This window comes from Pantoea sp. EA-12 (assembly GCF_030053355.1).
In the GTDB taxonomy this organism is placed as follows: Bacteria; Pseudomonadota; Gammaproteobacteria; order Enterobacterales; family Enterobacteriaceae; genus Pantoea; species Pantoea vagans_C.
The window spans coordinates 97424-111394 of sequence record NZ_JASGBY010000008.1 but is presented as its reverse complement, the minus strand read 5'-3'; the positions used below and the strand labels follow the sequence as shown (position 1 = coordinate 111394).

General features: G+C 52.9%; 13 protein-coding genes. 10 read left to right on the top strand and 3 right to left on the bottom strand.

Annotated features, from left to right (window positions below; all coding sequences use genetic code 11):
* Nucleotides 1-199: 199 nt before the first annotated feature.
* Nucleotides 200-952 (top strand): fumarate/nitrate reduction transcriptional regulator Fnr, encoded by a 753-nt coding sequence (gene fnr / locus QMZ30_RS14100; RefSeq protein WP_283227838.1) that lies wholly within the window; start codon nt 200-202, stop codon nt 950-952.
* 118 nt (nt 953-1070) lie between these two features.
* Complete coding sequence (gene uspE / locus QMZ30_RS14095; RefSeq protein WP_283227837.1) at nt 1071-2027, top strand: universal stress protein UspE; 957 nt, start codon at nt 1071-1073, stop codon at nt 2025-2027.
* A gap of 50 nt (nt 2028-2077) precedes the next feature.
* Here uspE and pntB read toward each other — a convergent pair whose 3' ends face one another.
* Together pntB and pntA are read right to left on the bottom strand one after the other, a co-directional pair.
* Complete coding sequence (pntB, locus tag QMZ30_RS14090) at nt 2078-3466, bottom strand: Re/Si-specific NAD(P)(+) transhydrogenase subunit beta (protein ID WP_283227836.1); 1389 nt, start codon at nt 3464-3466, stop codon at nt 2078-2080.
* Between the two features lie 11 nt (nt 3467-3477).
* On the bottom strand, nt 3478-5010 hold the full coding sequence (pntA, locus tag QMZ30_RS14085) for a Re/Si-specific NAD(P)(+) transhydrogenase subunit alpha (RefSeq protein WP_283227835.1): 1533 nt from the start codon (nt 5008-5010) through the stop codon (nt 3478-3480).
* A 539-nt stretch (nt 5011-5549) separates the two neighbouring features.
* On the opposite strand from pntA, the gene ydgH reads away from it, so the two are divergent.
* Together ydgH and QMZ30_RS14075 are read left to right on the top strand one after the other, a co-directional pair.
* Nucleotides 5550-6506, top strand: a complete 957-nt coding sequence (gene ydgH, locus QMZ30_RS14080) for a DUF1471 family protein YdgH (RefSeq protein WP_283227834.1) — start codon at nt 5550-5552, stop codon at nt 6504-6506.
* A 210-nt stretch (nt 6507-6716) separates the two neighbouring features.
* Complete coding sequence (locus QMZ30_RS14075) at nt 6717-8108, top strand: amino acid permease (protein ID WP_283227833.1); 1392 nt, start codon at nt 6717-6719, stop codon at nt 8106-8108.
* Here the strand turns inward: QMZ30_RS14075 and QMZ30_RS14070 are convergent, their stop codons facing one another.
* Entirely contained in the window at nt 8109-8522 is a 414-nt protein-coding gene (locus tag QMZ30_RS14070; RefSeq protein ID WP_039334331.1) for a hypothetical protein, read from the bottom strand.
* A 176-nt stretch (nt 8523-8698) separates the two neighbouring features.
* Between QMZ30_RS14070 and rstA the strand changes: the two genes are divergently transcribed.
* The 6 genes from rstA (at nt 8699) to QMZ30_RS14045 (ending at nt 13911) form a co-directional block, all read left to right on the top strand.
* Nucleotides 8699-9424 (top strand): two-component system response regulator RstA, encoded by a 726-nt coding sequence (gene rstA / locus QMZ30_RS14065; protein WP_283227832.1) that lies wholly within the window; start codon nt 8699-8701, stop codon nt 9422-9424.
* Complete coding sequence (gene rstB, locus QMZ30_RS14060; protein WP_039334328.1) at nt 9421-10731, top strand: two-component system sensor histidine kinase RstB; 1311 nt, start codon at nt 9421-9423, stop codon at nt 10729-10731. The genes rstA and rstB overlap by 4 nt, the downstream gene beginning before the upstream one ends.
* A 12-nt stretch (nt 10732-10743) precedes the next feature.
* A complete protein-coding gene (locus QMZ30_RS14055) occupies nt 10744-12231 on the top strand; it encodes a carboxypeptidase M32 (protein ID WP_283227831.1) in 1488 nt (495 codons plus the stop codon).
* A gap of 170 nt (nt 12232-12401) precedes the next feature.
* Nucleotides 12402-12824, top strand: coding sequence for an acid resistance repetitive basic protein Asr (gene asr / locus QMZ30_RS14050; RefSeq protein WP_283227830.1), 423 nt, complete (start codon nt 12402-12404; stop codon nt 12822-12824).
* Nucleotides 12825-12907: 83 nt separating this feature from the next.
* Entirely contained in the window at nt 12908-12988 is an 81-nt protein-coding gene (gene ydgU / locus QMZ30_RS25900; protein WP_455843913.1) for a small membrane protein YdgU, read from the top strand.
* 116 nt (nt 12989-13104) lie between these two features.
* Nucleotides 13105-13911: a trypsin-like serine peptidase gene (locus QMZ30_RS14045; protein ID WP_058973312.1), complete on the top strand. Its 807-nt coding sequence runs from the start codon at nt 13105-13107 to the stop codon at nt 13909-13911.
* The last annotated feature ends 60 nt before the right edge of the window (nt 13912-13971 follow it).

Here is a 13971-nt window from a genome sequence, read left to right as displayed (position 1 = left end):
TCTGATGACAAGCTGTGAACAGATGTAAACATGGAAAGAAAACGTGCCAGATCAAAAAACGCGTTGGCATCCAGGTTGCGTAAACGCAGGAATACCCGCCTTTAGTGGGGTTTTTAGGATTATTACTGCTCGGATGAGTTCCCTTAACCAATAAAAATGTTAAAATTGACAGCAGTCAATAATCACCGAGCGAACCTATATGATCCAGGAAAAACGCAGCATTCGACGTATTCAGTCAGGCGGTTGTGCCATCCATTGCCAGGATTGCAGCATTAGCCAATTGTGTATTCCCTTCACGCTGAACGAACACGAACTTGATCAGCTGGATAATATCATCGAACGCAAAAAGCCAATTCAGAAAGGCCAGACGCTGTTCAAAGCCGGTGATGAACTGAAATCGCTTTACGCTATCCGCTCCGGCACCATCAAAAGCTACACCATTACTGAACAGGGTGACGAACAGATCACCGGTTTCCATCTTGCCGGAGATCTGGTCGGCTTTGATGCCATTGTCGGCGCGCATCACCCCAGTTTCGCCCAGGCGCTTGAAACGGCCATGGTGTGTGAAATTCCTTTTGAAACCCTCGACGACCTTTCCGGTAAAATGCCAGCACTGCGCCAGCAGATGATGCGTCTGATGAGTGGCGAGATTAAAGGCGATCAGGACATGATCCTGTTGCTATCAAAAAAGAACGCGGAAGAGCGTCTGGCGGCTTTTGTCTGGAACCTGTCGCGCCGTTTCGGTCAGCGTGGTTTTTCACAACGTGAATTCCGTTTGACCATGACACGCGGCGACATTGGTAACTACCTGGGACTAACGGTAGAAACCATCAGCCGCTTGCTGGGCCGCTTCCAGAAAAGCGGTATGTTGGCAGTAAAAGGCAAATACATCACCATTGAAAACCATGCTTTGTTAGCAGAACTGGCTGGCCAGGCTGAACAGGCTGCCTGATTCTGTGCCGGGTCGATAAATGTTATTTTATTGATCCGGCAACAACTTTTCCCCTTCTGCCCTGCGCCAACTTAGGCTATCTTTAATCCAACTTGCTTTGGTTTGAGGAGATTGCCTTATGTCCCGGTACCAAAATATTCTGGTTGTGATTGACGCCCAGCAGGATGACCAACCCGCGCTGCGCCGTGCGGTGTATCTCAATCAACGTATCGGCGGAAAAATCAAAGCTTTCCTGCCTATCTACGACTTTTCCTATGAAATGACCACCTTGTTGTCGCCAGATGAGCGATCCAACATGCGTAAAGGGGTGATCAGCCAACGTACCGAGTGGATTCGCCAACAGGCCCATGCCTATCTGGATGCTGGTGTTGACATCGAGATCGCCGTGGTGTGGCACAACCGGCCTTACGAGGCGATTATTCAGGAAGTGATGGCGCATCAGCATGATTTAGTGCTGAAAATGGCCCATCAACACGATCGTTTGGAAGCGGTGATTTTTACCCCTACAGACTGGCATCTGCTGCGTAAATGCCCGTGCCCGGTGTGGATGGTAAAAGACCAGCCTTGGCCGGAAGGCGGTAAAGCAGTGGTAGCGGTCAATCTGGCGAGCGAAGAACCCCATCATGATGAGCTTAATCAGAAACTGATCCGCGAAACCGCTCTGCTGGCCGACATGGTCAACCACACGGAAGTTCACCTGGTCGGCGCCTATCCGATCACCCCTATCAATATCGCCATCGAGTTGCCTGACTTCGATCCCAGCGTTTATAACGACGCGATCCGCGGCCAGCATCTGGTGGCGATGAAAGCGTTACGGCAAAAATTCTCCATCGGTGAAGAGTTTACCCACGTGGCGAAAGGTCTACCTGAAGAGGTCATTCCGGATATCGCTTCACATCTGGAAGTCGGGATTGTGGTGCTGGGCACCATTGGGCGTACCGGGTTGTCGGCAGCGTTTTTGGGGAATACCGCGGAACAAGTGATTGACCATCTGCGCTGTGATTTGTTGGCGATCAAACCTGACGATTTTAAATCGCCGATTGATTACGACGATGAAGAAGACGAGGACGATTGAAACAACAAGGGCGACCATCGGGTCGCCCTTCTTCTTACTGCGGTAACGGCTTACAGCGCGCGCAAAATACCTTCTACGCTGGCTTTGGCATCGCCAAACAACATTTGGGTGTTGTCTTTAAAGAACAGTGGATTCTGCACACCCGCATAACCGGTGTTCATCGAACGCTTGAACACGATAACGTTCTGCGCTTTCCACACTTCCAGCACCGGCATGCCCGCGATAGGACTGCGCGGATCTTCCTGCGCCGCCGGGTTAACGGTGTCATTGGCACCGATAACCAGTACGGTATCCGTGTCGCTGAAATCATCGTTAATCTCGTCCATTTCCAGCACCACGTCATACGGCACTTTCGCTTCCGCCAGCAACACGTTCATGTGTCCAGGTAAACGCCCCGCCACCGGGTGGATACCGAAACGCACTTTGATGCCACGCGCACGCAGTTTCTCGGTAATTTCTGCCACCGGATACTGTGCCTGCGCCACCGCCATACCGTAGCCAGGGGTGATGATCACCGAAGTCGAGTTTTTCAGCAGTTCTGCGGTCTCTTCCGCCGTGATTTCACGATGTTCACCCTCTTCTTCGCTTTCCCCACCGACACTCACGTCCGTGCCAAAACCACCGGCAATCACGCTAATGAACGAGCGGTTCATCGCTTTACACATAATGTAAGAGAGGATGGCACCAGAAGAACCGACCAGCGCACCGGTCACGATCAGCAGGTCGTTGCTCAGCATAAAACCTGCAGCCGCTGCGGCCCAACCGGAGTAGGAGTTCAGCATTGAGACCACCACGGGCATATCCGCACCGCCTATCGAGGCCACCAAATGCCAGCCGAACACCAGCGCAATCACCGTCATCAGCAGTACGGCAACCACTTGCGAAGCGGTGCTGTCCGTCTGAACAAACCACAGCATCAGCAGGAAGGAAACCACCAGCGCCGCCAGATTCATTTTATGGCGATGCGGCAGCATCAGCGCTTTTGACGAAATCTTGCCGCGCAGTTTGCCAAACGCCACCAGGGAACCGGTGAAGGTCACTGCACCGATAAAGATGCCGAGGAACACTTCCGTCAGATGGATATTCTCCATCACTGGTGCCAGACCCGGAGCGTGGTCCAGGTAGCTGTTGAAGCCCACCAGTACCGCAGCCAGACCCACGAAGCTGTGCAGGATCGCCACCAGCTCTGGCATTTCCGTCATTTCGACTTTCTTCGCCAGACGCACGCCTATTGCACCACCGATCACCATTGCCAACAGGATCCACGCAACGTTACCGCTGTTTGGACCGAAGATGGTGGCCAGCAGAGCAATCGCCATGCCGCTCATACCAAAAATATTACCCTGCTTGGAGGTCTCATGCTTTGAGAGACCCGCAAGGCTGAAAATAAACAGAATTGCGGCAACAATGTATGCTGCAGTCACTAATCCGCCAGACATGTTGTTACCCCTTAATTCTTACGAAACATTTTCAGCATGCGCTGGGTGACGGTGAAACCACCGAAGATATTGATGCTGGCAATCAGTACGGCAACGAAGGCCAGGAACGTCACCCAGCCACCGTGGCCCATCTGCAATACTGCCCCCACAACAATGATGCCGGATATGGCGTTAGTGACAGACATCAGCGGGGTATGCAAAGCATGACTGACGTTCCAGACCACGTAGTAACCGACTACGCAGGCGAGCGCAAAGACGGTGAAGTGAGACAGGAACTCTGCCGGTGCCACGTTGGCCAGACAGGCGAACAGCACAATCGCCAGGGCCAGCAGCAGATACTTACGCCAAGGCGAAACCGGTTTGGCTTCTACTTTAGCTTTCGGCTCAATGGCGGCTTGCGTAGCTTTAGGTGCGGCTGAAACCTGAATTGGCGGTGCAGGCCAGGTCACTTCACCTTCGCGAACCACAGTAACGCCACGTACCACGACGTCTTCGAAGTCGACGGTGATTTCGCCGTTCTTCTCTTTACACAGCAGTTTCAGCAGGTTGACCAGGTTGGTGCCATACAGCTGGGAAGACTGCGTCGCCAGACGGCTTGGCAGATCGGTATAACCAATGATCTTCACGCCGTTGCTGGTCAGGGTAACCTGATCGGCAACGGTGAGATCACAGTTACCACCGGTGGCAGCCGCTAAATCGACGATCACACTGCCAGGCTTCATGCTGGCAACCATTTCTTCAGTGATCAGTTTCGGGGCCGGTTTACCTGGAATCAGGGCGGTCGTGACAATGATGTCGACTTCTTTCGCCTGGGCGGCAAACAGTTCCATCTCTGCCTTAATAAAGGCTTCGGACATCACTTTGGCATAGCCATCGCCACTACCGGCTTCTTCTTCGAAGTCCAGTTCAAGGAACTCGGCGCCCATACTCTGCACCTGTTCTTTGACTTCAGGACGGGTGTCGAAGGCACGGACAATCGCTCCTAAGCTCCCTGCTGCACCGATAGCTGCCAGACCTGCAACGCCCGCACCGATGATCATCACTTTCGCTGGCGGTACTTTGCCTGCTGCGGTGATTTGACCGGTGAAGAAACGTCCGAACTCGTGAGCAGCTTCGACGATCGCACGATAACCGGCGATGTTCGCCATGGAACTCAGTGCATCCAGAGCCTGCGCGCGTGAAATACGTGGCACAGAATCCATCGCCATCACGGTGACCTGACGGGCCGCTAGTTTCTCCAGCAATGCCGGATTTTGTGCTGGGCAGATAAAGCTCACTAGCGTGCTACCCGCACGCGTCAGCTCAATTTCTTGATCATCCGGCGCGTTCACTTTTAACACAATGTCAGACTGCCAGACATCAGTGGTACTGCTGATAGTGGCACCAGCGGCGATAAAGCTTTCATCATCGAAGCTGGCACGCATTCCCGCGCCCTGTTCGACAGTTACGCTGAATCCCAGCTTGATCAGTTGCTCAACGGTCTTAGGCGTCGCGGCGACACGTGACTCGTTGGCTAACCTTTCTTTGGGTATCCCAATTAACATACTGTTTCCTTTCAACAATTAAAGGATGAGGTTCTGTAAGTGGCACAAGCCCATAAGGCTGAAACAGCGTTTCAGCTTTTTATGAGCAAAATGCGCAATGTAACAAAGTCTTTATAACCTACTGAAAATGTGAAAAGTGATCCACAGCGATAACGCACACTTATGACATTCACTCAAATATTCAGATGCAAAGATTGAATGCCACGTTTTGCCACTAGTTTTATGACGTAATAAAAAATAATCTGCTGCGCAAAATCGTGTCATGTCGAATTAAGTGTTTTTAAAAACCTTTATTTAACAATACTTTAACCATTATGGCACTATGCGTTACCAGAATTAGTGGTAACCTGGTTAAAAAAAAGCCATAGCATAGGCAAATGACATGTCGATGAATAATTTGCGGTGATTGTCAATCTTATGCGCATAAATTGGCTGAGACAGGCTGATTATTACATGCAATAATCAGCGGCTAATCTGTTATACATCAAGAGTCCAGCACGTTTTCGTACTCATTTTGCGTAAGGCGAAGGATCATTTTTATGAAGCTGAAGAACACCATTCTGGCGTCCACCTTGTTATCTCTGCTGGCAGCAAATGCATTTGCCGCCAAAGAGTTGACGCCAGAACAAGCGGCCGCGTTGAAGCCATTCGAACGTATTAATATCAACGGCCGTTTTAATGCCATCGGTGATGCCACTGATGCCATCTCTAAAGCCGCCGATGAGAAAGGCGCTGACTCTTTCTATGTGCAAGGTATCAATGACACCAATGGCAACGGCGGTAACTGGCGTGTAACGGCAGACCTGTACAAAGCCAATGCACCTAAAGCGGATGAGTCCACCCAGTATCGTATGTTTAATGGCGTGAAAGAGTTGCCTAAAGCAGAAGCCTATCGCTTAGAGCCATTCGATACCGTATCCGTCAGTGGTTTCTTCTCCAGCCAGCCCGACGTGAATGATGCCATTGCCAAACAAGCTAAAGAAAAAGGCGCAGCGTCCTTCTTTATTGTGCGTCAGGTTGATGCGAACAACGGCGGCAACCAGTATGTCACCGCTTACGTTTATAAAGCCGATGCACCAGAGCGTAAGGTGCAGAACGTCTCTGACTCCATCCCTGCCGATTCAGAAGCCGGTAAAGCAGCGCTGGCAGCAGGCGGCGCAGAAGCGAAGAAAGTCGCCATTCCGGGCGTAGCCTCTTCCGATACACCAAGCCGTAGCGTGGGTCGTTTCTTTGAAACCCAGAGCTCAACCGGCCAACGTTATACCGTGAAGCTGGCTGATGGTCGCAGCGTTCAGGAAGTGAATGCCATCACCGCGGCGCAAATGCAGCCGTTTGATACCGTGACCTTCTCTGACCACTTCGGTACACCAACGGAAGTCTCTGAAGCGGTAGCAAAACGCGCTGCGGACAAAGGTGCGAAGTACTATCACATCACCCGTCAGTGGTCGAGCCAGAGTGGCGGCAACCTGACGGTGACTGCCGATCTGTTCAAGTAACACCCAAGCAGGGTGGCATTCGTCGCCCTGCTTTCTGTTTGCATAGTCTGTGCGCAGATTTGCATAATCCTGCATTGCCTTCCCCATTCGCTCTCCGTAAAATCCTTCGCCTGTTTTTAGGGTATTCCGTTTCAATCTCGGCTTATTGCCACGTTACTCTCCAGCGGAATAGTCACTACCCAGCATACTCTGCTGCTCAGGAATGGCGTTTTGGATAAAAAATTAGGTCTTGGTGCACTCACCGCGCTGGTACTCAGTTCAATGTTGGGCGCAGGGGTGTTTAGCCTGCCGCAAAATATGGCCGCCGTAGCGGGACCCGCCGCCTTGCTGATTGGTTGGTTGATTACGGGCGTGGGGATCATTTTTCTTGCGCTGGCCATGCTGTTGCTGACACGTCTGAAACCCGAGCTGGATGGCGGAATCTTTGCTTACGCACGCGCCGGTTTTGGCGAGCTAATGGGCTTTTGCTCCGCGTGGGGCTACTGGTTATGCGCGGTGATCGCGAACGTCTCCTATCTGGTGATCGTCTTCTCAGCACTGAGTTTCTTCACCGACACACCGGATCACGTAGTCTTGGGTGATGGCAATACCTGGCAAGCGATGCTGGGTGCCTCGATGTTGCTGTGGTTGGTGCATTTTCTGGTCTTGCGCGGCGTACAAACCGCAGCCAGCATTAATTTGCTGGCCACCTTGGGCAAACTGGTGCCGTTGCTGTTGTTTGTGGTGCTGGCACTGTTGGCCTTCAACTACGATCGTTTCAGCGTGGATTTCAGTGGGCTGACGCTCGGGCAGCCGCTGTGGCAGCAGGTCAAACAAACCATGCTGATCACGCTTTGGGTATTTATCGGCGTTGAAGGTGCCGTGGTGGTCTCCGCGCGCGCGCGTCATAAGAAAGATGTTGGACGCGCCACCATGCTCGCGGTGATCGCGGCGCTGCTGGTCTATCTGCTGGTGACGTTGCTGTCATTGGGTGTGGTGCCGCGCGCTGAGTTGGCACAGATGCGCAACCCTTCCATGGCAGGATTAATGCAGCATTTAATGGGGCACTGGGGTAATGCTGTTATCGCCGTAGGCTTGATCATTTCCGTTTGCGGCGCGTATCTGAGCTGGACCATTATGGCAGCCGAAGTGCCCTTCCTCGCCGCGCAGCAAGGCGCTTTTCCGCGCATTATTGCACGCCAGAACCGCCACAACTCGCCCACCGCCTCATTATGGCTCACTAATGGCAGCGTACAGCTGTGTCTGATCCTGATCGCTATTACCGGTGCCGACTACAACACCTTGCTGACCATTGCTTCAGAGATGATTCTGGTGCCCTATCTGCTGGTGGGGTTATATCTGATTAAAGTGGTGCGCGGGCAGAACAAACCGTTGGCGATGATCACCGGCATCGGTGCCAGCGCCTATGGGCTGTGGTTGTTGTATGCCTCTGGCCCGTTGCACTTGCTGCTTTCTGTGGTGTTGTATGCGCCGGGATTGCTACTGTTCCTTTATGCGCGACGCGGCGGTCGCAGTGACAAGGTGCTGTCACAACTGGAGCGCATCGCGATTGTCTTGCTGATGGCGGCTTCACTGCCTGCGGTATGGCAGCTCACGCAATAATTAGTGCGGTTGTACCGGAATAGAAACACACAGCAGGTCATCCTGCTGTGTCAGATTAAGCGCTTTACGGTATTCCTGATGGATTGCGTCAAGCTGCTCAGCTGACAAAGGATAAGGTAACTGGATATCGAAACGACTGATGTGTTGCTGCTCAGCTAAGGTGATGAGTCGAGCGATGTTTATCTCGTCACTGACCTGAGTTGAAATGATTTGTAATGCTAATTCTTTGAGGTGATCGTCACTGGCCGCTAAGCCATGCGCAGATTTACGCGTCACCATGCCAAAGATGGGCATCACGCCGTAAATGGCATCGACAAAACTCCAGCGTTTTTTGCAGGAAGCGGAAAGAAAATCACTGTAATTGAAGCAGATGCGGTCACTGTATCCGGCTGAAGCCAGCTCTTTATCAGACACCCTCGCACTCCTCCTGGTTTTTATTGCGGTTCCGAACCTTGCGCTACAACGCGCCGCTAATAATGGCACATTTCCCTGGGAACATACCAGTCAGAGAGGGATATTTCGTGCGATAGCGTAGAGCTCAGGACCAGGAAAAGTTATGCTGCTGTCATTCTCATCACGCGCAGAGAAATATGAACAGAATTGTCTATGTGGAAGATGAGCCAGAAGTGGGCGAACTGATCGCCGCTTACCTTGGCCGCCACGATATTGAAGTCACGGTTGAAACCCGCGGTGACCGCGCAGAAGCCACCATTCTTGAGGTCGATCCCGATCTGGTTTTGCTGGATATTATGCTACCCGGCAAAGATGGCATGACGGTGTGCCGCGATCTTCGCGCCCACTGGCAAGGTCCAATCGTATTATTGACCTCACTCGACAGCGATATGAACCACATCCTTGCATTGGAAATGGGTGCCAACGATTACATTCTGAAAACCACGCCACCTGCCGTGCTGCTGGCGCGCCTGCGTTTGCACCTGCGCCAGGCGCAGGGTATGCAACCGGAAGTGGCGCCCGCCGTGCAGAGCTCACAGCGCGTGCTGCGCTTTGGTTCATTGACGATAGATTCACTGAATCGTCAGGTGACGCTGTTCGAGGAAAATATCACGCTGTCCACAGCTGATTTCGATTTGCTGTGGGAGCTGGCAACCCATGCTGGGCAGATATTGAATCGTGATGCCCTGCTTAAAACGTTACGTGGCGTGACCTATGACGGCATGGATCGCAGTATTGATGTGGCGATCTCGCGCCTGCGTAAGAAGCTTTATGACAGCGCCACCGAGCCGTTCCGCATCAAAACTATCCGTAATAAAGGTTATCTGTTCGCACCACAGGCCTGGGATACCCGCTCCGCATGAGAAAGCTCTTCATTCAGTTCTATTTGCTGCTGTTTGTCTGTTTTCTGGTGATGACGCTGCTGGTCGGTCTGGTGTACAAGTTCACTGCTGAACGTGCTGGTCGTCAGTCGATGAATGACTTGATGGCCAGCTCGCTGTTTTTGATGCGCAGCGAACTACGCGAGATCCCGCCGCGTGACTGGAACAAAACCATCCGCAATCTCGATCTCGATCTGTCGTTTGAGCTGCATATCGAACCGATGAGCAAGTATCAGCTGGATGAAGCCGACATGCGTCGCCTGCGCGCAGGTGAGATTGTCGCACAGGACGATCAGTACACCTTCCTGCAGCATATTCCGCGCAGCCATTATGTGCTCTCTGTCGGTCCCATTCCCTACTTGTTCTATCTGCATCAAATGCGCATCCTGGATATCGCCTTACTGGCCTTTATCGGAATGTCACTGGCGCTGCCGGTGTTTATCTGGTTGCGACCGCACTGGCAGGAGATGCAGCGCCTGGAAAAAGCGGCACAGCGCTTTGGTCGCGGTGAACTGGATGTGCGAACCCATTTTGAAAGCACATCCAGCCTGCACAGCCTGGGCGTGGCGTTTAACCAAATGGCGGATAACATCAATACGCTGGTCGCCAGTAAGAAACAGTTGATTGATGGCATCGCGCACGAGTTGCGTACGCCGTTAGTGCGATTGCGTTATCGCTTAGAAATGAGCGATAACCTGAGTGAAGCGGAGTCCGCCGCGCTAAACCGCGATGTCGGCCAGTTAGAGAGCCTGATCGAAGAATTACTCACCTACGCTCGCCTGGATCGCCCGCGTGTTGACCTCAATTTGCAGTCATTCGACCTTGCCCAATGGTTGCGGCTGCATATCGAAGATGTGCAAACCATGAATCCGCAGGCGCAGATCGCGCTGGATATCCCGCAACTGGAAAATGTCGGTGCCGCGGATACTCGCCTGATGGAGCGCGTGCTGGATAATCTGGTCAATAATGCCCTGCGCTATGCCCAACAGCGATTGCGCGTCAGCTTATGGTTTGACGGCGCGATGGCTAATTTACAGGTAGAAGATGATGGCCCAGGCATTCCTCAGGAAGAGCGCGCCCGCGTGTTTGAACCGTTCGTGCGTCTTGATCCCAGTCGCGACCGCGCCACAGGCGGCTGTGGTTTAGGCCTGGCGATTGTTCACTCTATCGCGCAAGCGCTGCAGGGACAGGTCAGCATTGAGAGCAGCCCGTTAGGCGGTGCCTGTGTTCGCTTCTGCTGGCCGATTGATCTACCCTTGCGAGACATTCCGCCCCGTTTACCGTCATAAGGAGCTTCAACTGTGACATCCGCTTATCAGCAACTTAGCCGTACATTCCAGCGCTTATCGCGCTTCGGTCATCTGGGCGCTATCGCTGGCGTCGATATGCAAACCACCATGCCACCGGGCGGTAGCCAGGCACGTGGTGAAGCCATGGCCGAACTGAGTGTCTTCATGCATGAACTGTTGACCGATAAGCGTCTCGGCGGTTTGTTCGATGCTTCGCAGCAGGAATCCCTGAACGACGTTGAGCAGGCCAACCTCAGTGAAATGCAACGTGCGTGGAAGCAAGCGACAATCCTGCCCGCTGCGCTGGTGGAAGCGAAATCGCTGGCGGGCTCACGTTGTGAGCATGCGTGGCGTCAGCAGCGCCCGGCCAATGACTGGGCTGGCTTCTCTGCCAACTTAAAAGAAGTGGTCAAACTCAGCCGTGAAGAGGCCCAGTTGCGAGCAGCAGCCTCCGGTGTTTCCCGTTATGATGCCTTGCTGGATGTGTTCGAGCCCGGCATGACCAGCGCCCAACTCGATAGCACCTTTGGCGAGTTAAAAAGCTGGTTGCCAGACCTGCTGCAAAAAGCCGTAGCGAAACAGCAGAAAACCCCCATCGCGGCGCCTGTGGGTCCTTTCGCCATCGATGCACAGAAACAACTGGGTCTGAGTGTCATGAAGACGCTCGGCTTCGACTTCAATCATGGTCGTCTTGACGTTAGCGCCCACCCCTTCTGCGGCGGCGTGCCAGAAGATGTGCGCATTACCACGCGTTACAACGAGAACGATTTCCTCAGTGCCATGATGGGCGTGATCCATGAAACGGGCCACGCGCGATACGAGCAGAACCTGCCGCACCAGTGGCGTGGACAGCCGGTTGCCCATGCGCGTTCCACGGCGATGCATGAGTCACAAAGCCTGTTTATGGAGATGCAGTTGGGGCGCAGCAACAGCTTCCTGCAACATATTCACCCGCAGGTGGTGGCTCTGATGGGGGATCAGCCTGCGTTAGAAGTCAGCAACTTCATTCGCCAGACCCAGCGTGTCAAACCCGGTTTTATTCGCGTTGATGCAGATGAACTGAGTTATCCGGCGCATGTGATCCTGCGTTACGAGATTGAACGCGCGTTGATTGAAGGTGACATTGAGGTTGAAGATATCCCTGCGCTGTGGGACGAAAAGATGCAGCAATCGCTCGGCATTGACACCCGTGGCAATTACCGTGACGGCTGTATGCAGGACATTCACTGGACCGACGGTGCCTTTGGTTACTTCCCGACTTATACCTTGGGCGCCATGTACGCTGCCCAGCTGTTCCAGGCGGTGAAGCGGGCGATTCCGCAGGTGGATGAACTAATCCTGAATGGCGAGTTGCAGCCAGTCTTTGACTGGTTACAGCAAAACATCTGGCAACACGGCAGCCGCTTCCCTACGCAGCAGTTGCTGATCAATGCGACAGGGGAAGCGCTGAATCCGCACTATTTCCGCCAGCACCTTGAACAACGCTACCTCTCTGAGTAAACTGCGCGGCGGCCAGTCAGGCCGCCCTTTTCACATCCTTTACCTTGCTTTGTACATTCCGTTACACGCCGATACCAATGCCTCACGGAAAGACCGAATTGTTTTTCATATAGTTCTTTCACCGGCCCCGCAGTGGGCTACACATGAAAAAATAGTTCGAGGATTTTGCGATGAAAAAATTAGTTGCACTGGTGATCGCCGCTGCTATGGGTATGTCTTCTGTTGCTTTCGCTGCTGAGACAACTGCTGCTCCGGCTGCCGCCGCTACTACTACCGCAGCACCGGTTAAGCACAAAGCTGTTCACCATAAAAAAGTTGCCCAGAAAGCGCAGGCAGCTAAGAAACACAAAAAAGTAGCTAAGAAAGCCCCAGCTGCACAGAAAGCTCAGGCTGCTAAAAAGCACCACAAAAAAGCAACCAAGCCAGCTGCACAGAAAGCCCAGGCTGCTAAAAAGCACCACAAAAAAGCAACCAAGCCAGCTGCACAGAAAGCTCAGGCTGCTAAAAAGCACCACAAAAAAGTAACCAAACCAGCTGCACAGAAAGCTCAGGCTGCTAAAAAGCATCACAAAGTGAAAAAAGCGGCTAAATAAGTTCGGCTCTTAGCGCCAACACCGCATTAATATTTAAAAAACACCCGGTTATGCCGGGTGTTTATTTACTGGAGTAGCGAAAAATGGTGCGTCGCTATCGCTTCGAAATTATCCTGATTGTGATGATACTGTGTGGCATCGTTGCAGCCAGTTTTTTTATCTAGTCGTTGTAGCGTGCTGATTACTCCAATATTTCTCCCTTTTTTTCCGCTCTCCGACTATAGTTACCGCTCACGCGTGATGACAATAACCTCTTTTTATTCTCGCCATTGAGAGAACTATGCGCCTGGCTATCCTGTTTCTTGTTGGTATTTTCAGTTTCAACCTCACAGCACATGCCGATGATGAAGATGGGCCAAGCCCGGAAGACATCAAAACACTCTTTTTTGGCAAAGATCACCGCAAAGCGATCACCGATGTTAGCGCCGCGCCCTGGGACGCCATTGGTCAGTTAGAGACCGAAAGCGGCAACCTGTGCACCGCCACCCTGATTTCTGCGCATCTGGCCTTAACCGCCGGACACTGCTTGCTGGCCCCGCCAGGAAAATTCGATAAACCCGTTGCGCTGCGTTTTATGGCTGGATCTAAGGGCTGGCGATACGAGATTCATGATATTGATGCGCGCGTCGAGCCCTCTTTAGCCCGTAAACTGCAGGCAGATGGTGAAGGCTGGATCGTGCCGCCGGGTGCCGCCCCTTACGATTATGGTTTGGTGATACTGCATAACCCGCCATCGGGCATTGTGCCGATTCCGCTGTTTGACGGTTCACGCAGTGATTTGACTGATGCACTCAAAACCACCGAGCGCAAAGTGACGCAGGCTGGCTATCCGGCTGATCATTTGGATACGCTCTATTCGCACAGTGATTGTTTGATTACCGGTTGGGCACAGCGCGCGGTGCTGTCGCACCAGTGTGATACCCTGCCGGGCGACAGCGGATCGCCGCTGTTGTTGAAAACCGCTGATGGCTGGCAGTTGATTGCCGTGCAAAGTTCGGCACCAGCGCCTGCTGACCGCTACCGCGCGGATAACCGAGCGATTGCAGTGACCTCGTTTAAAGACCGTCTTGAGGAGTTGGCAAAGTAACCGCCTCACGGTCGCCATGAATGGCGCCCCTACAAAAATCGATGCCGTATTTCGTAGGGT